General features: G+C 71.5%; 22 protein-coding genes. 14 read left to right on the top strand and 8 right to left on the bottom strand.

Translation table 11 applies throughout. From position 1 onward, the window contains the following. Nucleotides 1-41 precede the first annotated feature (41 nt). Genes ACWD4J_RS37865 through ACWD4J_RS37880 form a run of 4 tightly spaced genes read left to right on the top strand, consistent with a single transcriptional unit; the run spans nt 42 to nt 4,874 of the window. Nucleotides 42-1,028 (top strand): carbohydrate ABC transporter permease, encoded by a 987-nt coding sequence (locus ACWD4J_RS37865; protein ID WP_451400079.1) that lies wholly within the window; start codon nt 42-44, stop codon nt 1,026-1,028. Beyond that, the gene (locus ACWD4J_RS37870) at nt 1,025-1,888 is read left to right on the top strand and encodes a carbohydrate ABC transporter permease (protein WP_451400080.1); all 864 of its coding nucleotides are present in this window, start codon (nt 1,025-1,027) and stop codon (nt 1,886-1,888) included. The genes ACWD4J_RS37865 and ACWD4J_RS37870 overlap by 4 nt, the downstream gene beginning before the upstream one ends. 59 nt (nt 1,889-1,947) lie before the next feature. After that, the gene (locus ACWD4J_RS37875) at nt 1,948-2,985 is read left to right on the top strand and encodes a hydroxyacid dehydrogenase (protein WP_451400081.1); all 1,038 of its coding nucleotides are present in this window, start codon (nt 1,948-1,950) and stop codon (nt 2,983-2,985) included. After that, nucleotides 2,982-4,874 (top strand): DUF2264 domain-containing protein, encoded by a 1,893-nt coding sequence (locus tag ACWD4J_RS37880; RefSeq protein ID WP_451400082.1) that lies wholly within the window; start codon nt 2,982-2,984, stop codon nt 4,872-4,874. Before ACWD4J_RS37875 ends, ACWD4J_RS37880 begins: the two co-directional genes overlap by 4 nt. Before the next feature lie 237 nt (nt 4,875-5,111). Here ACWD4J_RS37880 and ACWD4J_RS37885 read toward each other — a convergent pair whose 3' ends face one another. Continuing rightward, a complete protein-coding gene (locus ACWD4J_RS37885; protein WP_451400083.1) occupies nt 5,112-5,942 on the bottom strand; it encodes an L-histidine N(alpha)-methyltransferase in 831 nt (276 codons plus the stop codon). A gap of 121 nt (nt 5,943-6,063) precedes the next feature. Between ACWD4J_RS37885 and pdxR the strand changes: the two genes are divergently transcribed. Next, nucleotides 6,064-7,584 carry a MocR-like pyridoxine biosynthesis transcription factor PdxR gene (gene pdxR, locus ACWD4J_RS37890; RefSeq protein ID WP_451400084.1) on the top strand — a complete coding sequence of 507 codons (1,521 nt, stop codon included), beginning with the start codon at nt 6,064-6,066 and terminating at the stop codon, nt 7,582-7,584. 100 nt (nt 7,585-7,684) lie between these two features. Here the strand turns inward: pdxR and ACWD4J_RS37895 are convergent, their stop codons facing one another. Continuing rightward, the gene (locus ACWD4J_RS37895) at nt 7,685-8,182 is read right to left on the bottom strand and encodes a nucleoside deaminase (protein ID WP_451400085.1); all 498 of its coding nucleotides are present in this window, start codon (nt 8,180-8,182) and stop codon (nt 7,685-7,687) included. A gap of 568 nt (nt 8,183-8,750) precedes the next feature. Here ACWD4J_RS37895 and ACWD4J_RS37900 point away from each other — a divergent pair. Further along, the gene (locus tag ACWD4J_RS37900) at nt 8,751-9,020 is read left to right on the top strand and encodes a hypothetical protein (RefSeq protein WP_451400086.1); all 270 of its coding nucleotides are present in this window, start codon (nt 8,751-8,753) and stop codon (nt 9,018-9,020) included. After that, nucleotides 9,017-9,406 carry a hypothetical protein gene (locus ACWD4J_RS37905; protein WP_451400087.1) on the top strand — a complete coding sequence of 130 codons (390 nt, stop codon included), beginning with the start codon at nt 9,017-9,019 and terminating at the stop codon, nt 9,404-9,406. Before ACWD4J_RS37900 ends, ACWD4J_RS37905 begins: the two co-directional genes overlap by 4 nt. A gap of 180 nt (nt 9,407-9,586) precedes the next feature. Here ACWD4J_RS37905 and opcA read toward each other — a convergent pair whose 3' ends face one another. The 4 genes from opcA to ACWD4J_RS37925 form a co-directional block, all read right to left on the bottom strand. Continuing rightward, complete coding sequence (gene opcA, locus ACWD4J_RS37910; protein ID WP_451400088.1) at nt 9,587-10,546, bottom strand: glucose-6-phosphate dehydrogenase assembly protein OpcA; 960 nt, start codon at nt 10,544-10,546, stop codon at nt 9,587-9,589. Continuing rightward, complete coding sequence (zwf, locus tag ACWD4J_RS37915; RefSeq protein WP_451400089.1) at nt 10,543-12,078, bottom strand: glucose-6-phosphate dehydrogenase; 1,536 nt, start codon at nt 12,076-12,078, stop codon at nt 10,543-10,545. Before zwf ends, opcA begins: the two co-directional genes overlap by 4 nt. Before the next feature lie 329 nt (nt 12,079-12,407). Beyond that, nucleotides 12,408-13,049 carry a bifunctional 4-hydroxy-2-oxoglutarate aldolase/2-dehydro-3-deoxy-phosphogluconate aldolase gene (locus ACWD4J_RS37920; protein ID WP_451400090.1) on the bottom strand — a complete coding sequence of 214 codons (642 nt, stop codon included), beginning with the start codon at nt 13,047-13,049 and terminating at the stop codon, nt 12,408-12,410. A gap of 373 nt (nt 13,050-13,422) precedes the next feature. Beyond that, nucleotides 13,423-13,821 (bottom strand): hypothetical protein, encoded by a 399-nt coding sequence (locus ACWD4J_RS37925; protein WP_451400091.1) that lies wholly within the window; start codon nt 13,819-13,821, stop codon nt 13,423-13,425. Between the two features lie 327 nt (nt 13,822-14,148). Between ACWD4J_RS37925 and ACWD4J_RS37930 the strand changes: the two genes are divergently transcribed. From ACWD4J_RS37930 to ACWD4J_RS37940, 3 genes are all read left to right on the top strand, one after another. Then, nucleotides 14,149-14,523: a hypothetical protein gene (locus ACWD4J_RS37930; protein WP_451400092.1), complete on the top strand. Its 375-nt coding sequence runs from the start codon at nt 14,149-14,151 to the stop codon at nt 14,521-14,523. A gap of 180 nt (nt 14,524-14,703) precedes the next feature. Next, entirely contained in the window at nt 14,704-15,294 is a 591-nt protein-coding gene (locus ACWD4J_RS37935) for a carbonic anhydrase (protein ID WP_451400093.1), read from the top strand. Nucleotides 15,295-15,317: 23 nt separating this feature from the next. Next, a complete protein-coding gene (locus ACWD4J_RS37940) occupies nt 15,318-16,826 on the top strand; it encodes a SulP family inorganic anion transporter (protein ID WP_451400094.1) in 1,509 nt (502 codons plus the stop codon). Nucleotides 16,827-16,916: 90 nt separating this feature from the next. On the opposite strand, the gene ACWD4J_RS37945 is transcribed toward ACWD4J_RS37940, so the two are convergent. Further along, nucleotides 16,917-18,341 carry a PepSY-associated TM helix domain-containing protein gene (locus ACWD4J_RS37945; protein WP_451400115.1) on the bottom strand — a complete coding sequence of 475 codons (1,425 nt, stop codon included), beginning with the start codon at nt 18,339-18,341 and terminating at the stop codon, nt 16,917-16,919. A 252-nt stretch (nt 18,342-18,593) separates the two neighbouring features. Here ACWD4J_RS37945 and ACWD4J_RS37950 point away from each other — a divergent pair, with 252 nt between their 5' ends. From ACWD4J_RS37950 to ACWD4J_RS37965, 4 genes are all read left to right on the top strand, one after another. Then, nucleotides 18,594-19,559 carry an acetylxylan esterase gene (locus ACWD4J_RS37950; RefSeq protein ID WP_451400095.1) on the top strand — a complete coding sequence of 322 codons (966 nt, stop codon included), beginning with the start codon at nt 18,594-18,596 and terminating at the stop codon, nt 19,557-19,559. A 177-nt stretch (nt 19,560-19,736) separates the two neighbouring features. Beyond that, a complete protein-coding gene (locus ACWD4J_RS37955) occupies nt 19,737-20,174 on the top strand; it encodes a nuclear transport factor 2 family protein (RefSeq protein ID WP_451400096.1) in 438 nt (145 codons plus the stop codon). A gap of 67 nt (nt 20,175-20,241) precedes the next feature. Next, the gene (locus ACWD4J_RS37960) at nt 20,242-20,655 is read left to right on the top strand and encodes an SseB family protein (protein ID WP_451400097.1); all 414 of its coding nucleotides are present in this window, start codon (nt 20,242-20,244) and stop codon (nt 20,653-20,655) included. 133 nt (nt 20,656-20,788) lie between these two features. Next, entirely contained in the window at nt 20,789-22,078 is a 1,290-nt protein-coding gene (locus ACWD4J_RS37965; RefSeq protein ID WP_451400098.1) for an alpha/beta hydrolase, read from the top strand. 90 nt (nt 22,079-22,168) lie between these two features. On the opposite strand, the gene ACWD4J_RS37970 is transcribed toward ACWD4J_RS37965, so the two are convergent. Continuing rightward, a complete protein-coding gene (locus tag ACWD4J_RS37970; RefSeq protein ID WP_451400099.1) occupies nt 22,169-23,371 on the bottom strand; it encodes a Gfo/Idh/MocA family protein in 1,203 nt (400 codons plus the stop codon). Nucleotides 23,372-23,374: the final 3 nt, after the last annotated feature.

Here is a 23,374-nt window from a genome sequence, read left to right on the forward strand (position 1 = left end):
CCCCTCTCCCTGCGCCCGCTCGAAAGGCAGGTGACATCCCCATGACCACGACAGCCACGTCCCGCGCCACTGCCACCGGCGGCACCGCACGCTCCTCGGGCACGGTCGCGCACGGCTCCCGCAAGGCGGCCCGCCGCCGGCAACTCGCCGCGTGCGGTGTTCTGATGACGCCGTTCTTCCTCCTGCTGCTGACGGTCTTCCTGATCCCCGTCGGGACCGCCGTGTATCTGAGCTTCTTCAGCGACGACCAGCCGGGGCTGGGTTTCGGCCCGGAGCGCACCGTCTTCGTCGGGCTCCGCAGCTACGCGGCCGTGCTGACCGACCCGACCTTCCTGTCGGGGCTCGGCACGGTCGCCCTGTACTGCCTGATCTACATCCCGGTGATGGTGATCGGCGCCCTCGCGCTGGCGCTGCTGCTCGACTCCGGTGTGGTCCGTCTGCGGTCGTGGGCGCAGCTCGGGCTGTTCCTGCCGCACGCCGTGCCGGGGATCATCGCCGCGCTGATCTGGCTGTACCTGTACACGCCCGGCATCAGCCCGGTGATCGAACTGTTCGGCAAGGCCGACATCACCGTCGACTTCCTCGGCGTGCACGCCGTGCTGCCGTCGATCGTGAACATCGCGTTGTGGAGCAACCTCGGCTACAACATGGTGGTCTTCTACGCCGCGCTGCAGGCCGTCCCCCGCGAGGTCATCGAGGCCTCGGTGGTCGACGGCGCCGGCCCGGTCCGTACGGCGCTGCTGGTCAAGACGCCGCTGGTGCGCTCGTCGATCGTGATGGTCGCGATGTTCACCCTCATCTGGGCGCTGCAGCTGTTCACCGAACCGATGCTGCTGAGCCAGTCGTCCCCGATGATCAACTCGCGTTTCTCGCCCAGCATGTACATCTACGACGCCGCGTTCACGCGGAACAACTACAGCCTGGCCGCGGCCGCCTCCGTCGTGCTGCTGATCTGCACGATCGCCCTCTCCTACGGCGTCACCCGCTGGACCAACCGTGTCGACTCGGCCGAGGAGGCCGCCCGATGAGCGCATCCCACACCACCGCGCTGCGCCCCCGCCTGCTGGGCCGCTCCACCGTCAACGTCGTGGTCGCCCTCTCGGTGCTCTACACGCTGCTGCCCGTCCTCTGGCTGGTGCTGGCCGCCTCCAAGAACCGGGACGCACTCTTCGGCAGCGACCTGCTGTCGCCGCGCGACTTCTCCTTCGTACAGAATCTGCGCGACCTGTTCGCGATGGACGGCGGTCTGTACGGACGCTGGTACGTCAACAGCCTGCTGTACGCCGTCCTGGGAGCCGCTGTCGGCGCGCTGGTGAGCGTGGCCTGCGGCTACGCCTTCGACAAGTACCGCTTCCGGCAGAAGGAGAAGCTGTTCGGGCTGGTCCTCGCCGCGGTGATGGTGCCGCAGACCGTGCTGGCGCTCCCGCTCTATCTGATGGCCTCCGGGGTCGGCCTGGTGAACACCTTCTGGGCGGTCTTCATCCCCGTCCTGTTCAACCCGTTCGGCGTCTACCTCGGGCGGATCTTCAGCCGGGGCTACGTACCGGACGAGGTGCTGGAGGCCGCGCGCGTCGACGGCGCGGGCGAACTGACCACCTACCTGCGGGTCTCGCTGCGGATGCTGGGGCCCGGACTGGTCACGGTCTTCCTGTTCCAGCTCACCGCCGTCTGGAACAACTTCTTCCTGCCGATGGTGATGCTCTCCGACCAGGACCTGTATCCGGTGAGCCTGGGCCTCTACCAGTGGAACAGCTCCGCCAGCGTGTCGCCCGAGTACTACCCCGTCGTCATCATGGGCTCGCTGCTCGCGATCGTGCCGCTGGTCCTCGCCTTCGTCCTGCTGCAGCGGTTCTGGCGATCGGGGCTCACGGCAGGGGCCGTCAAATGACCGCAGGCCCCGGCCAGTTCCCTACGTCGGTTCCAGCAGAACGGAGTTCCAGGAGTCAGATGCCCACCTCAGCACCCGGCACAAGCACCCGGCCGCGTCCACGTGCCGCTCTCGCCATGTCGCAGGAGGCCGCGGCGGCCGTCCTCGATCCCGCGTCCCTGGCCGCGCTCGGCGAGGTGTGCGACCTCGCTCCACTGCCCGTACTCGACGACTTCACGACCGATCGCGCCCGTGCCGTCCTTTCGGACGTCGAGCTCCTCGTCACCGGCTGGGGCTGTCCGCGCCTCGACGAAACCGTGCTCGATGCCGCACCCCGGCTGCGTGCCGTCGTGCACACCGCCGGTTCGGTCCGGCCGCACGTCACCGACGCCTGCTGGGAGCGGGGCATCGAGGTGTCCTCGGCGGCCTCGGCCAACGCCCTGCCGGTGGCGGAGTACACGGTCGCGATGATCCTGCTGGCGGGAAAGCGTGTCCTGGAGCGGGCCCGCGACTTCCGCTCGACCCGGCGGCGCGACGACTGGCTGCGCACGCCCGTCACCGTGGGCAACTACCGGCGGACCGTCGGCATCCTCTCCGCCTCGCTCATAGGCCGCCGCGTGATCGACCTGCTTCGCCCGTACGACGTGCAGATCGTGCTGCACGACCCGTACGTCGCGGACGACGAGGTGACCGCGCTGGGCGCCCGGCCGGTCGGCCTGGCCGAACTCTTCGCGCAGAGCGACGTGGTGAGCGTCCACACCCCGCTGCTGCCCGCCACCCGAGGGCTCGTCAGCCGCGAACTACTTCTCTCCATGCGACCTGAGAGCACGCTCATCAATACGGCACGGGGCGCCGTGGTGGACCAGGACGCGCTCACGGAGCTGCTGCTGGAGGGCAGGATCCGCGCCGTCCTGGACGTCACCGACCCCGAGGTGCTGCCGCCGGACCACCCGCTGTGGGACTGCGGGAACGCCCTCATCACCCCCCACCTCGCCGGCTCCCAGGGCAACGAGTGGCGGCGGCTCGCCGAGCTTGCCGTCAGCGAGGCCGGCCGCTGGGCCGCGGGCGACGGATTCGCCCATCCCGTACGACGCGAAAGGCTGGCATTCCTGGCATGAGCTCGCCGCTGCAACTCCCGGAAGAAGACCGCGATCTGAGTCCGTACACCGGCTACACCCGGGCCCACTGGGAGGCCGCGGCCGACGGACTGCTGCGCGCCGCGTGGCGGTGGGCCACGCCGGGCGGCGCCCTGCTGGACCTGCCAGGGCGGCCGTCGCGCTCCGGTGTGCGGTCGGACGGCCTGGAGGGATACGCCCGTACCTTCCTCGCCGCCGCGTTCCGCGTGGCGGGGGCGGACGGCAAGGACCCGCACGGATGGCTCGACCGCTACGCGGACGGCATCACCTCGGGAACGCGCACCCCTGGCCGGGACGACGCCGAGTCCTGGCCGCTGATCCTCGACCACGACGTACAGGGCCAGCCGATGGTCGAGTCCGCGTCGGTGGCCCTCGGACTGCACCTGACCCGGCCGTGGCTCTGGGACCGGCTCGAGCCGGACGTGCAGGACCGGGCCGAGGAGTGGCTGCGCGGCGCCGTCCGGCATGTGCCCGCGCCGAACAACTGGTACCTGTTCCCCTTCACCGTGGCGGGCTTCCTGGACTCGGTGGGCCGCGGCGACGCGGAGACGGCCCGCGCGCACGAGCGGGCCCTGGACCTGCTGGAGACCTGGTATCGCGGCCAGGGCTGGTACGCGGACGGCGACGGCCGCGCCTTCGACCACTACAACGGGTGGGCGCTGCATCTGTATCCCGTGCTCCACGCACACCTTGCGCAGGACACGGAGATGTCACTGCTCTACGGCGGCCGGCTGCGTGAGCATCTGGAGGGGTTCGCGCTGTTCTTCGGCGGCGACGGCGCCCCGCTCCACTTCGGACGGTCCCTGTCGTACCGCTTCGCCGCCGGCGCTGCGGTCGCCCTGGGAGCGCTCACGGGCCACACCCCGCTCACGCCAGGCACGTCGCGGCGGCTGCTGAGCGGATCTCTGCGCTACTTCCTCGACCGCGGTGCGATCGGGGACGACGGCCTGCTCACCCTCGGCTGGCACGGCCCGCACGAGGCGACGCTGCAGACCTATTCGGGCCCGGCCTCACCGTACTGGGCGTCGAAGGCCTTCGTTTCCCTGCTCGCCCCCGCGGACCATCCGCTGTGGACGGCGACCGAAGAGAGCGCTCCGGGCGAGGACGCCGACCGCGTCCTGGCGCTGCCCGCGCCCGGCCTGCTCGTGCACAGCACCCGCGCCGACGGGATCGTGCGACTGCACAACCACGGGAGCGACCATGTCCGGCCGCACGAGGGCGAGTCGGCCGCCCAGGACGACCCGCACTACGGCCGCCAGGCGTACTCGACCCGGACCGGGCCCACGGCTACGGCCAACGTCTCCGACAACCACCTCTCCGTGGAGGTCGCAGGGGTCCCCAGCGTCCGCCGCCGCATCCGGCCGCTGGGCGCAGGACATGGCGACGGCTGGGGCTGGGCGGCCTCCTGGCACCTTCCGTTGTTCGTCTCGGGCCCCCCTATGGTGCCCGGGTTGCGGGTGGAGAGCGTCACGGTGGTGCGGGGACGGTACGAACTGCGGGTGCACCGCGTGGTCGGCGCCCCGGCCGGGGCCCGCGTCACACAGACGGGTTGGGCCACGGGCCCGGAAGAACCGCTCGTGTCGGCCCTCCACCCGCTGCACGGCTGGCGCGACATCGACGAGGTCCGGGCGCCGCAGGGCACGGCCTTCACGCGCTGGGCGCGCGTCCCGCGCCTGACGGCCGGCGCGGAGGGTACGGGGCTGTACGCCGCCCTGGCCATGCTCTCGGCGGAGCCCGATCCGGCGCCGCTGTCCGCCGCCGTGACCGCGGTGGCGGTGGAGGCGGACAGGATCGAGGTGCGCTGGGCGGACGACGGGTCGCTCACCCACATCTGCTTCGAGCCGCTGGAGGTCGACCACCGGGAGGCCTAGCCGCGCAGCGCGCCGATCCCGTGTCGGCAGCGGCCCTGGAGCCGCTGCCGACCACATCCGTGGCCTCGGAGTCGCGGTCGTCTGCGGCCCTGAGTTCGTCGCGGACGCGTGCGGCGTCCCGGTCGTCGATGTCCGTGCTGCCGTGCAGGCGGGGCCGCGGGTGGGGCCGGCGGCGGTGGCTGGGCTCCAGAGCGCAGACGAGGAGCGCCAGCAGGGCCAGGGCGATGAGTCCGGCAGTCATGACGGGCACCCCGTTTTCGGGTTCACCGCGACGGCTTTGAAGAACGTGTAGTGGAACGTGCCTCCGTCGGCCGCGGTCCGGTGCAGGTCGGCGATGCCGCGGTCCCAGTCGGCGCGGGTGGTGAGGCCCGCGGCGAGTGCCTCGTCACGGACGGATTCGATCATGGCGATGAAGGTGTTCCGGGTGAAGCCCTCGACTAGCGCGGGCCTGGTCCCGTCGGCGTACATCGTCCGCGGGCCGACGACCACCTCCTCGTATCCGGCGCCGGTCAGCAGCGGCTGCAACTGCCGCCCCAGCAGCGCGTTTCCGCCGGCCGCGGACTGCAGGCGTACCTGGTGGCCGATCGCGGCGTGGGCGTAGGCGCTGTCGGGGTGGAAGAGGGCCGATCCGTGGTCGCCCTCGATCACCGTGATCGTGCCGCCCGGGCGCAGCACGCGCCGGAGCCCGGCCAGCGCCCGTCGCGGGTCGGGCAGGTGTTCCAGGACGAAGCATACGAATACGTGGTCGAACTCGGCGTCCTCGAACGGCAGGTCGTGCAGGTCCGTGCGGACCCAGTCCACCCGCGCCCAGGGGGCCCTGTCCGCGAGGCGGGCGCGGGCCTGTTCCAGTGAGGTCTCGGAGACGTCGAGTGCGACGAAGTGGGCGTCCGGGCTGCCCGCCACCAGGTGCACCGTCTGGGCGCCCGTGCCGCAGCCGGCCTCCAGTACCCGGCTGCCCGCCGGATACGCGGTGCCGTCGTGCAGCATCTGCGCGAGGGTGTCCGCCTGATCGCTCAGGCGGCGCGTCTCGTGCGCCGAGTAGCCGTGCACGTAACCGACTGTGGTCACCGTCCACGCCCCGCTTTCGTCATCGCCCGCTCCCGGAGGCCGTCTGGCGCCCGGACGGCCAAGTGCCTCGGAATACTCCGCCGTTGTGTCCATGCCTTCACCCTGCTGCCACAATGGCTCGGTGGACAGGTCCAAAGATGACGCTCTCAACAGGACCAAAGCGCCGGGGTCCGACTTCCTGCAACTGAGCATCGGCGACGCTCCGCTGGGCGGGCGCGCCGAGTGGCTGGCCGGGCAGTTGCGGCGTGCGATCGCGGACGGCCGTCTGCCGCTGGGCAGCAGGCTGCCCGCGACCCGGATCCTCGCCGGTGAACTGCGTGTCTCACGGGGCGTGGTCACGGAGGCCTACCAGCGGCTGGTGGAGGACGGGCACATCGCAGGGCGCGGCCGCAACGGAACGGTCGTGGTGGCCGCCCCCGTCGGGACGACGACCGCCGCGCCGGCCCTGGCCCCGGGCCCGGCTCCTGCCCCGGCACCGGACACTCCGTTCGCCGCCGTGCCCGGCCCCGACGTGTTCGAGACACTGCGGGCGGCACGCGCAAGGATCGACCTGTCGCCCGGTGTCCCGGACCTCACGGCGTTCCCGCGGGCAGCATGGCTGCGCGCCGAACGCGCCGTCCTCAGGGACCTTTCGGCATCCGACCTCGGATACGGCGACCCCCGCGGCACACCGGCGCTGCGGCTCGCCGTCGCCAACTGGCTCGCCCGCAACCGCGGCATCAAGGTGGACCCCGGCGAGGTGCTCGTCGTCGCCGGCACGGCCCAGGCGTTCGGGCTGGTCGCACGGGTGCTCCGGCGCGACGGCATCGAGGAGGTGGCGGTGGAGGACCCGGGTTCGCTCGGCGCCCGCCAGCAGCTGGGCGGCGAGGGCCTGCGCACTCCACCGGTACGGGTGGACTCCGCGGGCGTCTGCGTCGACGAGCTGCGCGCCACGGGAGCGCGCGCCGTTCTGCTGACGCCGGCCCACCAGTTCCCGACCGGGGTGGTACTCACCGGCGAACGACGACGCGAACTCATGGACTGGGCCGGCTCCGGCGGCCTCGTCCTGGAGGACGACTACGACTCCGAGCACCGCTACGACCGGCCTCCGGTCGCCGCGCTGCAGCCCATGCTCCCCGAGCACGTCTGCTACGCCGGGAGCGTCTCCAAGCTCCTCGCGCCGGCCCTGCGTACGGGATGGGTGGTCGCGCCGGCCCGGTACCGGGAGGCCCTGGTGAGCGCCAAGCGCTTCACGGACCTCGGCAATGCGGCACTGCCGCAGCTGGTCCTGGCGCGGCTGATGGAGTCGGGCGAGCTGGAGGGCCATCTCCGCCTGCTTCGCAAGCGCCACCGCCGGCGCCGTGACGCGATGATCGAGGCGATCCGGCGGCACCTCCCGAAGGCGGTCGTGCACGGCGCCGCGGCGGGCCTGCATCTGACAGTCACGTTCGACGCCGAGTTCGACGACACCGACCTCGCCGCGGCGTGCCTCGTGCGCGGCGTGAAGGTGCAACCGCTCTCATGGCACACCCAACTCCCCCACCCGCCCGGGCTCGTTCTCGGCTATGCGGCTAGCCCGACGGCCCTCATCGGTGAGGGTGTGGCGGCCATCGGAGACGGGCTGCGTGGTCTGTCCGGAACCGGTCCCCGTACCCGGGCATGATCGGCCCGCTGCCGGGCACACGGCCATGAGCCCCGCCGCGCTCCCCCGTCGCGGCGGGGCCTTCCGCCATCTCGGCCGCCTCGGCCGCCTCGGCCAGGAATCAGACGCCCTCACGGGTGCCGGGAAAGCTGCCGTGAAAACGGCGGTGCAGCGCCCGTACCTCCTCCGCGAGTTCCGGAACCGGGCCCTCCACCGGTACGCCGGGGGCGAGGTCGCGGATCGGCAGCGGCCGCACGGGAGGTGCGGGCACTCCCCACTCGGCGAGCCACGAAGCGAGTTGCTCGGACGAACTCACGTACACGATCCGGCCCAGCCCCACCCAGGCGTGCGCTGCGGCGCACATCGGGCAGTGCTCGCCGGAGGTGTAGACGGTGGCCGCCGCCCGTTCCTCCGGGGTCATATGGGCCGCCGCCCAACGGGCGAGCTCGAACTCCGGATGCCGCGTGCGGTCGCCCGACGCGACCCGGTTGTGGTCCTCGCCGAGTACGGTTCCGTCCCCGCCGACCAGCACGGAACCAAAGGGTTCGTCGCCCTTGTCCAGAGCCTCGGCCGCGAGCTCCACACAGCGGCGCAGGTGCCGCAGGTCGCCATCCGTCACATCACAGCCTCCCCTGCACGTGACCGGCAGATCCGGCCGTTGATCCGGGTCGCAGCCGGGGCGAGGCCTCGGCCGCAGCACCGGCGGGACGGCCGCTGTCCCTTCCCCGCGCTGCCTGGCAGTCGCAGCACCAGGATGCGCGACACCAGGAAAGACAGGGAGTGGCTGCGGCACGACCTCTGGCCGATCATCGCATTATGAGCAACCAAGCCCCACTCGAGACCAAGAGGACGAAGGACGCACAGGGCGAGCAGAGCACGAAGAGCAGAGTGACCCCCCTCCGCTCGCTCAACGGACGCCTCCACACACCGTTGGGCGACCGCCGGCGCCGCCGCCTGGGCGGCCCAGCACAGAGTGACGCGGACTGCTGAGCGACGCGGACTGCGCGGGCTGACAGCCGCCCCCGGGCTCCATGGGCGCCTTGGGCGTGGGTGAGGGACGGCGCCCATGGACCGGGCCTCGTACTGTCTGAGGACTTCCCCCCGGGACGGGCATTCAGGCACAAAAGTTGAAGTTCGAAGCAGCACGGCCTCTCCCCTGGCCGGTATGACGTCGGTATGGTGTCGATATGGCGAAGAAGAAGGTGACCATCACCATCGACAGCGACCGCCTCGCCGCGATCGAGGAGATCGCCGGCAAGGGGCAGGTCTCGGGCTGGATCGACGAGGCCGTGAAGGCGAAGCTCGAACAGGCCGAGCGCGCCCAGCGCGCGATCGACTGGTTCGCCGGTCGCGCCCGCACCGAGCACCCCGGCGAGTGGGACACGGCCCTCGAAGCCGTGCGTGAGGCCGACGCCCGCCGCGGCTACTCCGCCGCCCAGGGGCAGAGCGCCGCGTGAGCACGGGATACGTTCTCGACCACACCGCGGTCAGCGCCCTCGCGCACGGCAGCATCTACATGGCCGCGCGCGTCCACCACTCCGCCGGGATCGCCCAGCCGCTGTACGTGCCGGCCGTTTCCTTCGCCCAGGGCCTGGCCGAGAGCGCTCTCGGCGAGGTCGCGCAGATGCTGCAGGACGCCCTCGCCTCGCCCTGCTTCATCTTCCGCCCCTTGGACGAGCCGTCCTGCTGGGCCGTGGCGCAGATCGCCCGGGAACGGGCCACGGACCTGCCGACCGCCCATGCCGCCCATCTCGCCCTCGGGCTCGGCCTGCCCGTGCTGACCCGAACCCCCGCCGCGTACAAGCAGATAGACGCCCGCATCGACACCGAGAACATCGAGTAACCGGACGGAGTCCGGTCGTGCGGCCGACGGCCGCACCGACGGCCGCAGCCACGCGAACACCGCCGCACCGACCACCGCCGACACCGCCGCGTCACCGCTCCTCGGCGCTGAAGCACCGCACCGGCACGGCGCGCTCGCCGCGGCCGCCGGAAGCGTGGCCGAGCGAGCGCGCCCCGCCGGTCACGAGGCGGCGGCCGCCTCGGGGGTGCCGCCCGACGACTCCGGCTCCGACACCGTGGTGTGCAGTGCGGCGCAGTACGCCTCGTCGGGGTCGAGCCGGCGCAGCTCCTCCGCGATCAGTTCCGCGGTGGTACGCACCTTCAGCGCGAGGACGCGGCTCGGCTGGCCGGGGATGGACAGCCGGGCCACGGGGCCTGCCGGACGGTCGATGTGGATCTCGCCGTCGGCGGTCCGCAGCCGGACCGCGGTGACGACGGGGCCGTCGGTGACGACCATCTCGACGGGTACGCCGAGCCGGTTCGCGAACCAGCGGGCCAGCAGTTCGGCGCTCGGGTTCTCCGCCTCGCTCTCCACCACGGCGGAGGTGATCTCGGTTCGCGCCTGGTCGAGGGCTGCGGCGAGCATGGAACGCCACGGGGTGAGCCTGGTCCACGCCAGGTCGGTGTCCCCGGGCGCGTATCCGGCGGAGCGCGCCTCCAGCTCCTGCAGCGGCCGCTCGACCGCGTACGCGTCGGTGATGCGCCGCTGCGCGAGCGCGCCGAGCGGGTCCTTGGCGGGCACGGCCGGGGCGTCCACGGGCCACCACACGACCACGGGTGCGTCGGGCAGCAGCAGGGGCAGGACCACGGAATCCGCGCGGTCCGTCAGCTCGCCGTGCAGGCGCAGCAGCACCGTCTCGCCGGCGCCCGCGTCCGTGCCGACCCGCACGTCCGCGTCCAGGCGCGTTCCGTGGCGGTCGCGTGCGGAGCGGGCGTGGCGCTTGATGACCACGAGGGTGCGCGAGGGGTGCTCGCGGGAGGCGTCGGTGGCCGCTTTCAGCGAGTCGTAGGCGTTCTCCTCGTCCGTGACGATGACGAGGGTGAGCACCATGCCGACGGCGGGGGTGCCGATGGCGCGGCGGGCCTCGATGAGCGCCTTGTTGATCTTGCTGGCCGTGGTGTTCGTAAGGTCGATCTTCATGGCCTGCGCCAGCTCCGTCCGTCTCGTGCGAGCATCTCGTCCGCTTCCTTGGGGCCCCAGGTGCCCGCCGGGTACTGCGCGGGTTTGCCGTGCTGGGCCCAGTACTCCTCGATCGGGTCGAGGATCCGCCACGACTCCTCGACCTCTTCCGTGCGCGGGAAGAGGTTGGCGTCGCCGAGCAGGACGTCGAGGATCAGCCGTTCGTACGCCTCCGGGCTGGACTCCGTGAAGGACTCGCCGTAGGCGAAGTCCATCGTGACGTCGCGGAGCTCCATCGAGGTGCCGGGCACCTTGGAGCCGAACCGCACGGTCACGCCCTCGTCCGGCTGCACCCGGATGACCAGCGCGTTCTGCCCGAGTTCCGCGGTGGCGGAGGAGTCGAAGGGCGAGTGCGGGGCGCGCTGGAAGACGACGGCGATCTCGGTGACGCGGCGGCCGAGGCGCTTGCCGGTGCGCAGGTAGAACGGCACCCCGGCCCAGCGGCGGTTGTTGACCTCCAGTTTGATCGCCGCGTAGGTGTCGGTCTTCGACTTCGCGTCGATGCCGTCCTCCTGCAGATAGCCGATGACCTTCTCGCCGCCCTGCCAGCCGGCCGCGTGCTGTCCGCGCACGGTGTACGCGCCGAGGTCCTCCGGCAGGTCCACAGCCTTGAAGACCTTCATCTTCTCGGTGACGAGCGAGGGGGCGTCGAAGCCCGACGGTTCCTCCATCGCCGTCAGCGCGAGCAGCTGGAGCAGGTGGTTCTGGATGACGTCGCGGGCGGCGCCGATGCCGTCGTAGTAGCCGGCGCGGCCGCCGATGCCGATGTCCTCGGCCATCGTGATCTGCACATGGTCGACGAAGGACCGGTTCCAGATCGGCTCGAACATCGTGTTGGCGAAGCGCAGCGCCAGGATGTTCTGGACGGTCTCCTTGCCCAGGTAGTGGTCGATCCGGAACACCTCGTCGGGCGCGAAGACCTCGTGCACGATGGCATTGAGTTCCTTGGCCGAGGCCAGGTCGTGCCCGAAGGGCTTCTCGATCACCGCGCGGCGCCAGGAACCGGGGGGAGCGTCCGACAGCCCGTGCTGCTTCAGCTGCTCGACGACCGTGGGGAAGAACTTCGGGGGTACGGAGAGGTAGAAGGCGAAGTTGCCGCCCGTCCCCTGCGCCTTGTCCAGCTCCTCGATCGTGGCGCGCAGCCGTTCGAACGCGGTGTCGTCGGAGAAGTCGCCCGGAATGAAGCGCATCCCTTCGGCCAGCTGCTGCCACACCTCCTCACGGAACGGGGTGCGGGAGTGCTGTTCGACCGCGTCGTGCACGATCTGGGCGAAGTCTTCGTCGGCCCAGTCCCTGCGGGCGAAGCCGACGAGGGAGAAGCCCGGGGGCAGCAGACCCCGGTTGGCCAGGTCGTAGATCGCTGGCATCAGTTTCTTGCGAGACAGATCGCCCGTGACACCGAAGATCACGAGGCCGGACGGTCCCGCAATGCGCGGGAGCCGCCGGTCCAGCGGATCGCGCAGAGGGTTCTCCCAGCCGCTGGTCTCTGACATGAGGTCAGGCCTCCTTGGGGCAAGATGTTCGAGTGCCGGGGCCGCGGGCTCCTGCCGGTCGTGGCGGGGCGGGCCGCCGTGGCCGGGACCGGTCGCCGAGGCATGCGTTCCTGACTTCCAGGTTGCGCCCCGGCGGGAGGATCGGCGTCATGTTCACCGTAAATACCCTCGCTGATCGTCTCGGAGATCGCCTGTGGACCCGCGCTGGTGGGGTGGCCGGGCCTCTCCGGCACCTCGGTCCGGCCGTCCAGCCCGTACGTGTCCTATGAGGGTCCCATGTCAGTGACTGTCCGTATCAGCAACTTTCCGTACCGGGGACAGGCCCGGCGTCATGTCGTGCTCCCGGAGCGGCAGGCCGCCACATAGCGGCGGGCGCGGTGGCGCAGCGCCCCGAGGTCACCGCCGTGGGCGGCGTCACCGACGAGGGGCGCGCCCACCCCCACGGCGACGGCTCCGGCTGTGAAGTACTCCTCGGCGGCACCGACGTCGACTCCCCCGGCCGGGACGAACGGGACGTCCGGCAGCGGCTCGCGCACGGCGGCGAGGTAGTGGGGACCGCCGAGCAGGGCGGGGAACAACTGCACGGCCCCGGCGCCCAGCCGGATCGCGTGGACGGCCTCCGTGGGGGTCAGCGCGCCCGCCACGACCGGCACTCCGGCCAGCGCCGACGCTGCGACCGCCTCGGTGACGGCCGGGGTGACCATCCAGCCGGCTCCGGCCTCCCTGGCACGCCGCATGTCGTCGGCCGTGAGCACCGCGCCCGCGCCGATCACGATGTCGGGGCCGAGGCGGTCCGCGGCACGTGCGATGACGTCCAGGGCGTCCGCGGTGTGGAGCGAGATCTCGATGAGCGCCACGCCCTCGTCGGCAAGGGCCAGCACGGTGTTCAGGGACGCCTCGGCGTCCCTGCCGCGCACGATCGCGACGAGGCGTTCGGCGAGCAGGACCGAGCGGAAGCGGGCGGTGTCCATGACGCTCCGGGGAGACGGCGGCGGGGGAACGGGTCTACGGGGATCGCGGCCGCCTCGGCCGGGTGCTCGGCGGCGGTCCGAGGCCGGACCCGGTGAGCCGGTCGGCGACGGTCCGAGGCCGCCCCGGCGAGCTGGTCGGCGACGGTCTGAGGCCGGACCGGTGAGCTGGTCGGCGAAGTGCGCGGGCGAGCGGACCCGGTCAGGTCATACGCCACCGCGGTCGCGGCCCGCGTACACGAGCTCGCCGTCCGGCCACACGCCGTCGTGGTGCCGCCGGGCGGGCGACGGGCCGGCCGGCGCGCACGCCTGCGTGCCGCCGGCCGTCTCTCCCCCGTACTGCCCAGGCCGGGCAGCAGGAGACGAACACCCTCGCTCAGACCACGAGGCGTCCGCCCACCCAGCGGATGACCGCGTGCACCGTCGCGTCGTCCAGGGCAGCCAGCACATGGATCGCGGCGGTGTCGCCGGCCTCGGGCGGAACGCCTGCCGTGGTCAGTGCCGTGTGGAGGTCCACCACGTGCTGGTCCTGGGCCGCAAGGCGCTGATCCCCTGCCACGATTCGCGGGCCCTCGGTCCCGTAGGGAGGGTCCTCGGGGGAAGGCGCGGCGGCCTCGATGGGAGGGGCCGCCGCGGAGCTGCACGGATCGGGCACAGCGAGCACGTAGGCACTCGCCGCGCCCGCACCCTCGGCGGGGGCAGTGCGGGTGTCGGCGTCGCCCGCGCACGCCGGCAGCGTCGTCGAGAGCGAATCGGCCAGCTGACCAAGAGACATGACGCCTCCAGAGGGGGGAGGAAGGACTGCATCGGACTGTGCCGGGGAGGAGTGCCACAGTAAATCGCCCGGTTGCGCATGAGGCGCTCAAGCCACCCGAACGCCCCAATAGGCGTTTCGTCCGACCAATACCGACTTAGCGGAATCGGATCACAGGTCGCACGCATCGTCCCCGCCAGGCCCTCACGGGAGAGAAACCTTTCGGTAACCATTCGTGAGCGATGCCGGGTTAGGGTACTAATCCTCCAAAGGAGTTACGGCACGCGCGCGTTCAACATCGCCGTTGCGGCCGGACCGCAGTTGCAGGCCCGACCGGGAGCTGAGTGCATGTCACGAGGTACGGCGCTCCGTGCCCTGTTCAGCCTGCTCACCGGTGTCCTCTTCGCTCTCCAGCTGTTCACTCCCTCCACCCCGGCAGCCACCGGTCACGAACGGCATATCGCCGCCGCCGACGCCGAAGTCGTCTGGCCCGCCAACTGCGGTGACGCCCATCCGGTGGAGTCCGCCGCGCACCCCGTGTACGCCCGCGACCGGCTCCGCGCCGAGCAGTTCTCGCCGCAGGGCCCTTCGCACGGCGCGGAGTCGCGCGACCCGGCCGCCTCAAAGGTGCCGGGATCCCGTGTCCTGGCCGGCGCATCCCATCGCCTGCCGAGACCGGCGGCGCACAGAACTCCCGCGGTGCTCCAGGTCTTCCGCTGCTGACAGGACCACGGTCAGGAGCGATCCCGGGACGGTTCCCGTCGTTGCGTCCGGCACACACCACGCCGCTCCCAACCCCGTGCGCCCATGTGCGCCGCGCGGGGTCGCTCGCTCCCGCCCGCCGCCAGTGACACCCCGCATTCGTACGACGACGCGCCGTCCGGCGCGCTGGAGGCATTCCACATGCAGCCCCTCATCGATCACGCACGCTCCTTCCGGCAGCGGTCCGCTGTCCGCCCGGAGGAGTTCGCGCGCCTGGCGCAAGGCCAGTCGCCGCAGGCGTTGTTCATCACCTGCTCCGACTCCCGGGTCGTTCCAGCACTGATCACCGGGGCCCGCCCCGGCGAGCTCTTCGAACTGCGCACCGCAGGCAACATCGTTCCGCCCTACGCGTCGGGGCAGCCGACCGGCGAGGCCGCCACCATCGAGTACGCCGTGGAGGTACTCGGCGTCTCGGACGTGGTCGTGTGCGGTCACTCGCACTGCGGCGCCGTCGGCGCACTGGTGCGCGGCGACGACCTGACGTCCGTCCCCGCGGTACGCGACTGGCTCACCCAGGCCGCGCCCCGCCCGGACGGCACCCAGGACGACCCTGCCGTGGCACAGGCGGTGCAGAACCACGTGCTGGCGCAGATCCTCCGGCTGCGGTCCTACCCCGGCATCGCCCGGCGCCTTGAGGAGGGCGGACTCCGGCTCCACGCCTGGTTCTACGAGGTCCACACCGGAACCGTGCTCGCACACGCTCCGGACACCGACGCCTTCACGGCCCTGTGAGCGCGCCCATGAACGCCTCGAACATGGAATCGCGTACGACATCCGCGTCCACCCGCCGTCCGCGCGGCCGCCTCACCGGGCCCGGCTCCTCCTGGCGGCAGGACCTCGCCGCCTCCCTCGTCGTGTTCCTCGTCGCGCTGCCGCTGTGCGTCGGCGTGGCCGTCGCCTCCGGTGTACCGGCCGAACTCGGCCTGGTCACCGGCATCGTGGGCGGCCTGGTCACCGGATTGCTGCCCGGCAGCAGCCTGCAGGTCAGCGGCCCGGCCGCCGGGCTGACCGTGCTCGTCTACGAGGCGGTGCAGGCGTACGGACTGCCCGTCCTCGGCGTCATCGTCCTCATCGCGGGTCTGCTCCAGCTCCTCATGGGCGGGCTCCGGCTGGGCCGCTGGTTCCGCGCGATCTCCGTCTCCGTCGTCGAGGGCATGCTGGCGGGCATCGGCCTCGTCCTGATCGCCGGGCAGCTCTACTCGCTCGCGGACACCGAAGCCCCGTCGTCGGGCCTGGCGAAGATCGCCGGACTGCCGGGGATGTTCGCCGACGCGGACGCATCGCCGCAGGCGCGGACCGCTCTGTGCCTCGGGGCCTGCACCATCGCGGTGCTGGTGCTGTGGAAGAGGCTGCCCAAGCCGGTGCAGGTGGTCCCGGCTCCGCTGGCCGCCGTCGGTCTTGCCACGCTGGCCTCGGCACTGTTCGGATTACCCGTCGCCAAGGTCGAGGTACAGGGGCTGGTCGAGTCCGTATCGCCGCCGGGCCTCGGCGAGTTCGGGGAGCTGGCGAACGTCGGCGTGATCGGCACGGTGCTCGCCTTCACCCTGATCGCCTCCGCTGAGAGCCTGTTCAGCGCCGCCGCCGTGGACCGCCTGCACGACGGTCCACGCACCCGGTACGACAAGGAGCTGATGGCGCAGGGCGCGGGCAACGCGGTGTGCGGGCTGCTCGGTGCGCTGCCGATGACGGCGGTCATCGTGCGCAGCGCGGCCAACGTCCAGGCGGGGGCGCGGACCAAGGCGTCCCGAGTGCTGCACGGCGTATGGCTGCTGCTGTTCGCCGCCCTGCTGCCGGCCGCCCTCGGCGTCATCCCCGTCGCGGCACTCGCCGCCGTCCTCGTCCACGCGGGCTGCAAGCTGATTCCGGCCCGTGAGTTGGTGGGTCTGTGGCGTGAGCACCGCGGCGAGGCGCTGATCCTGATCGTCACGGCCCTTTCGATCGTCGCGGTCAGCATGTTCGAGGGCGTGCTCATCGGCCTTGCCCTTGCGGTCGTCAAGACGGCCTGGGAGGCCTCGCACGTACGGCTCGAGGTCGTCGACAAGGGCGCCGGGCCCGTCCAGGCGTACCTGACGGGCAACGCCACCTTCCTGCGGCTGCCGAAGATCCTCGACACCCTGGAGTCGCTGCCGCAGGACCGCCCGGTCGAGCTGCACCTGACGGGGCTGCACCACCTCGACCACGCCTGCCGCACGGCCCTGGAGAACTGGGCCGAACGGCACAGCGGGTCCGGCACGGAGCCGGTGAAGGTGACGTCACCCAGCTGACGCACGCCTGGCGCCGACGGGCCGGGCGGTACGCGACTGCGCGTGCTGCCCGGCCCGTCGGGCGACGTCATTTTCGTACGGTGTCGTCGGCTAGGCGTACGGCCGCTTCCCGCGCCGGTACGCGATCTCGCCCAGCACGATGTCCACGGCGAGAAAGCCGACCAGGGGGATGCCGAGGAGCGGCACGAAATACCCGAGCACGGCCACGCCCGCCACCAGGAGCACCAGGACGTACGGCGGGGCGTGCTGCCACGCGCCGCGCGGGACGGGGCGGCCGAAGGCTGAGCCGCGGCCGCGCTGCCACCACATGCGGTAGCCGAACACGATCAGCGTGATCAAGGCAACGGCCAGCGCGGCCAGCAGCACCTGATTGACGAGTCCGAACAGCACACCCGTGTGCGCGTCGATCCCCCACCGGGTGAGCTTCGCCAGCACCGGATAGTCGGCGAACCGCAGGACATCGGTGACTTCGCCGGTGGCCGGGTCGACGGCGACGGAGTCCTGCTTCTCCGGCCAGCTCCGCTGGATCTGCTTGACGACGTACGCGGACGACGCGTCGGCCGGCGGCACGATCTCGACCGGGTCCGACAGGCCCTCGCCTCGCGCGGCCTTCAGCACCGCGTCGAGCCCGACACCGTGCTCGCCGGTCCCGCCCGCCGCCTCGTGCTCGGCGTGCTCGCCGCCGGCCACAGAGGCGGTCACGGTCGGGGTGGCCTGGCCCAGCTGTTCGCGCAGCTCGCTGATGCTCTCCCCCGCGTACGCCGACCAGGTCAGCCCCGTGGCGGAGATGAAGAACAGCCCCACGGCCGCCCACACCCCGACCGTGCCGTGGAGGGTGAGCGTCCGCCGGCGGCCGGTCGTGCCGCGCAGCCTGCGCTGTGCCCTGCGCCGTCCGAACCACAGCAGCAGCCCGCCACCCGTGATCACCCACAGCCAGCTCGCCGCGAACTCGCTGTAGATGCGGCCTGGCTCGCCCAGGTGCAGATCGCGGTGGAGTTCGTCGATCCAGGTGCGCAGCGGCAGGGCGCCGGTGGAGCCGTACTGCTCCAGTGCGCCCCGGACTTCGCCGGTGTAGGGGTTCACGAAGACGGCGAGCGTGTGGTCGGGGTCGACGCCCTCGACGCCGGACAGCAGTACGCGCGTGGTCGCCCCGGCCTCCGGCGATGGCCGCACCGCGCTGATCGAGCCCTCGGGGTGCGCCTTGCGAGCCGCGGCCACCTGCTCGGACACCGGCAGCTCACGGCCGCCGACGGGAACCCGCAACTGGTCCGCGTACACGATCTTCTCAGCCTGGTACGAGCAGGCGTAGAGGAAACCCGTGGTCGCGGCGACAAGCAGGAACGGCGCGACGAGCAGGCCCGCGTAGAAGTGCAGTCGCAGCACCAGGGGACGCAACGCGGCCCAGCCCGATCGGGCGTCGACGGGCGCGGCCTCCGGCAGTTCCTGCACCGGCGTCTGCCCGTCATCCGAGGTGGGAGCGGGAGCGGAGGCGGGTGGGGGCGGGTGAGCAGACATCATGGCAGTGGTCTCCCAACTCGGGGGCAGCAGTCGGCCGTAAGCCGTTCCGCCCCAGCAGTCGTGCCCGACCGCCCGCGAGTTCCCGCGACATGAGTGATCTGCGCCGCATCGCTTCTGGGCCCTTGGCGTACCCTTTGTACGGCCCATGGGGGTCTCCGTCGAAGAAAGCGCTTTCACACCCCTTCTCCAGCCGAGCCACGGCTCGTACGGTGTGATCGATCCGCTTCCCGAGTAGCAAAGGCGGCCCGCATGGCCCTGTTCGACCTGCCCCTGGACGAGCTGCGCAGCTATCGCAGCGCGTCGGTCGAGCCCGACGACTTCGACGCCTTCTGGGCGAAGACCCTGGAGGAGGCCCGCGTCCACGATCTGGACGCCCGCTTCGAGCCGGTCGAGACCGGACTCAAGAACGTCGAGGTGTTCGATGTGACGTTCGCCGGGTTCGGCGGGCACCCCGTCAAGGGCTGGCTGACGCTGCCCGCCGGGACGACGGAGCCCCTGCCGGCGGTCGTCGAGTTCATCGGCTACGGCGGCGGCCGCGGGCTCCCGCACACGCATCTGCTGTGGGCCGCGGCCGGGTTCGCGCACTTCGTGATGGACACCCGGGGCCAGGGCAGCGGCTGGTCCGGCGGCGACACCCCGGACCCCGTGGGCAGCGGCCCCGCGCACCCCGGCTTCATGACCCGCGGCATCGAGGACCCCGAGAGCTTCTACTACCGGCGGGTGTTCACCGACGCTGTCCGGGCGGTCGAGGCCGCGCGTTCCCACCCGCTCATCGACACCTCCCGCACGGCGGCCGTGGGCGCCAGCCAGGGCGGCGGCATCACCCTGGCCGTCGGCGGACTGGTCCCGGACCTCGCCGCGATCGCTCCCGACGTGCCGTTCCTGTGCGACTTCCCGCGCGCGACGACGGCCACCGACCGCGATCCGTACCGGGAGATCGGCCGCTACCTCAAGGTCCACCGCGGCCGCACCGAGCAGGTGATGCGTACGCTCTCCTACTTCGACGGCGCCCACTTCGCCACGCGCGGCAGCAGCCCGGCCCTGTTCTCCGTCGCCCTGGAGGACCAGACCTGCCCGCCGTCCACCGTGTTCGCGGCGTTCAACGCCTGGGCCCACTCCGACAAGGAGATAGCGGTGTACGACTTCAACGACCACGAAGGGGGCGGCCCGTTCCAGCAGGCGGAGCAGCTGCGGTGGCTGCCGCCGCGTCTGTGACACGGACGCCGCACGGGGAGTCCCGGGCGAAGGCCCGCCGGCCTGTGTGCCGGAATTCGCCCGGGTTCCGGCACCGGCGCCGCGGGAACGCGTCGCCGGTCGAGGCGTTCATGAAAAGGCCGAGCGCCATGACCGCTGCCGCGGATTACCGCCCGCGCCCCTCGCGTTCAAGCCGTCATGAAGACGGCTGAGGCGGCGCGGCGGTTCGTCGCGGTATGGGAGACGGCGTGGGCCGGACATGACGTCGAAGCAATCCTGGCGCTGTATGCCGACGGCTGCGTGCACCGCTCCATGCCGTTCCGGGAGCCGCACCGGGGCCGGGACGCACTGGCGGATTATCTGCGCTGGTCCTTCGCGGACGAACGGCCCCTGGACGTGCGCTTCGGGCCTCCCCTGATCGGCGAGGACGGCCTCGCGGTCGCCGAGTTCCGCGTCCTTTCCGTCGAGGGCGAGGCACCGGTGACGCTCGCGGGCTGCGTCTTCGTACGCTTCGGCGGGGACGGGCTCGCCGTGGAGACCCGGGACTACTGGCACACCGTCGCGGGGCACCAGGAGCCCACGGGATCGCTGTTCCTGGGGGCGGGAGTCAGGCATGGCCCTCATGAGGCTGGGTAAGCGACGGTCGCTCCTGCCCGGGCGGACACGGCAACACGCTGTGCCGCCGCAACGATGAGGACAAACCATGACCGCCTTCCCTTCCCCGAACCCGGAACAGGCTCAGCAGGCCCTGAAAGTCCTGGTCGACAACGCCGAGGACGAGTCGCAGCTACGGACCGCCATGGACACGCTGGCCGGTTCCGAGGTACTGGTACCGGTGCCCGGCCCGATCGGCGACGCCCCGGAGGGAGACGACGGGATGACCTTGACCTTGCCGGTCGTCGAGCAGTCCGACGGCGCTCAGGTCGTACCCGTCTTCACCTCGGAGCCTCGGATGATCAGGACTCTGCCCGACATCCCGGCGTACCGCCGGGTGCCGCTCGGAGTGATCGCCGCGCGCTGGCCCGAGGACAAGCTCTCGCTGATCGTGGACGCCGGGGACCCCGACGCGTTGGCGCTCGACGCCGAGTCGGTACGTACGCTGCTGGCCCGGCCCTGAGGGCCGGCAAACCCGGCAAGAAGGTAAGACCAAGTCATTGGGTGAGCAAAAAACCCGATGGAGGTCAAACCTGACGGCCCATCCATGCCTCTTCACAGGTGAGAACTGCAGCCGGTGGAAAGTCGAGGAATGCATGGGCCTGACCAGTCGAGCGCTTGAGTACGCGGCGTCCTGTGCGGCTCTCCTGTGTGTGGGCCTGACGGTTTGGGTGTGGCCGCGTCTCTCGGACCGGCGGCTCAGCCATGTGCTGGGCCGGCTCGGAGTGATCGGCGCGACGCAACTGTCGATCCTGACGGCCTGCGCCATAGCGGTGAACACGGACTTCGAGTTCTACGGTTCGTGGGACGAGCTGCTGGGGAACGTCGCCACGGCCCCCGCACAGGTCACCGGCCTTGCCGCGAGCGGCCGGTACTCGACGATCAACGCGGTGCAGGGCAGCTTGATCCAGCCAGCCGGGCCGCAGGGCCTCGAGAGGGTGAAGGGCATTCCGCGGGGGCCGGCCGCCCGGGTGGGCCGCGTGGAGTCGGTGCGGATCACCGGGCGGCGCTCGCGCGCCATCAATCCGGCCTTCGTCTATCTGCCGCCTCAGTACTTCCAGAAGCAGTTCGACCGGCAGCGGTTCCCCGTCATCGTCGCCATCAGCGGCTATCCGGGCGGCATCCTCAATCTCGCCCAGTATCTGCAGGTGCCGCAGACCGCTGCCCAGTTGCTGCGCACCAACCGTATGCAGCCCACAGTGATCGTGATGGTCCGGCCGACCATCGCGCCGCCTCGCGACACCGAGTGCGTGGACGTGCCGGGCGGCCCGCAGGCCGAGACCTTCTTCGCCAAGGATCTGCCCGAGGCGGTCGAGCAGACCTATCGCGTCGGCCACGACCCCAGTGCCTGGGGTGCGCTCGGCTATTCGTCGGGCGGCTCCTGCGCCCTGCAGCTCGCCCTGCGCCATCCCGGCGTCTACACCTCGGCCGTCGCCCTCTCCGCCGACTACCGGATCGGCGACGACCTCACCACCGGCGACCTCTTCGGCAGCGGCCCGGGCGCCGCGCGCCGGCAGCTGGGTCACGATCTGATCTGGCGGCTGCGACACCTTCCCGCCCCACGGGTCTCCGTGCTGGTGGCGAGCAGCAGGAAGGGCGAGAGAGACTACGGCGAGACGATGAAGTTCCTGAGGGCCGTCAAGCCCCCGATGACCGCGGCGAAGATCATCCTGCCGCAGGGCAGTCACCACTTCACGACCTGGCGGCGCGAGATCGCTCCGGCCATGGAGTGGATGGGCCGTCAGCTGACGTTCCCCCAGGACACGGCACCCGGCCCGCGCCAGCACTCGGCGATCAACCCCGAGCCGGGTCGTCGGGGCGCCGCGACGGCCCCACCGCTCCACAGTGTGACGGCGGCGGCTCCCCGACGGCGTACGACGTCGTAGCGCTGTCGCCGCGCGGGCCGGCAGACGAGGCGGGCCGGTTGTCCCCCGGGGAAGCGGGGGACAACCGGCCCGTCGTACCGACTGCGCCGCCTACACCTCGGGCGCGTCCCCGAAGTCCGGTATCTCGAGGCGGGCACCGCCCTGCAGTGCGGACTGGTGCGCGATGATCCCCGGCAGGGTGTAGCGGGCCGCGAGCCAGGCGTTCACCGGCGGCAGCGTCCGGGTGTTGACCGCGGTGACGAAGTCGTCGACGAGGAAGTGGTGGCTCCCCTCGTGGCCGTTCTTCAGGTGGTCGAACTCCCTGGGCAGCCGCGCCCGGTCGTGCACGGGCGCCGACCCCGAGGTGAAGGCGTCCCGCAGGGCCGGGGCGATGTGCTGGAGGGAGGGGTCGTCCGGCGACAGCGTGGGCTTGGGCTGCAGGTACTCGGAGACGTCGGTGACCCCCTTCTTGTCCTGCCAGAGGCTGTACGTGGCGAGCTGCTCGAAGCTGCCGTCCGTACCGAAGAAGCGGAACCGCGACTCGCGGATATGGGAGGGGTAGCCGACCCGGCGGAACTCGTTCGTGCGGAAGGTTCCGCCGCCCGCGACCTCGAACAGGGCGGTGGCATTGGAGAAATCGTTGCCGAACTGGCTGACCTCCCTGTCGAACACGCCGTCGCCGCGCTCGTCCCGCACACCGATCGCGGACACGCTCACCGCATGCGTCTGCCAGGCGCCGAGCACTCCGCCCACCGAGTGCGTGGGGTAGAGCAGCGGCGGATAGCTGGCCGTGGCCTTCCAGTTCTCGCCACCGCTGTACTGGTAGGCCTCGTAGAAACCCAGGTCCATGTCGTGGACGTAGTCGCCCTCGGCGTAGAAGAGCCGCCCGAAGGCGCCCTCCGCGATCTGGTTGCGGGCGTACACGGTGGCCGGGTTGTAGTGGCTGGTCTCGCCCATCATGTAGGTGAGGCCGGTCTCGCGTACGGTGTCGATGATCTCTGCGATCTCGTCCTGCGTGATGGCCATCGGGACGGCGGAGTACACGTGCTTGCCGGCCTTCAGCGCCTGCACGACGAGGGGCCCGTGGGTCCAGCGCTGGGTGAAGATGGCGACCGCGTCGATGGCCTTCGACTCCAGCATCGCCTCGTACGACGGGTAGGTCCCCGCCAGCCCCTCGTCGGCGACGAGTTGCCCGGCGCGCTCGGCGAGCAGGTCGGTGGCGAAGACGTCGCCGACGCCCGGATGGGCGTGGAACAGCTTGGCGAACTGGCCGGCGAACTGCCCGGCGCCGACGATGCCGAGGGAGAACGTCATGCG

Source organism: Streptomyces sp. NPDC002577 (assembly GCF_053594815.1).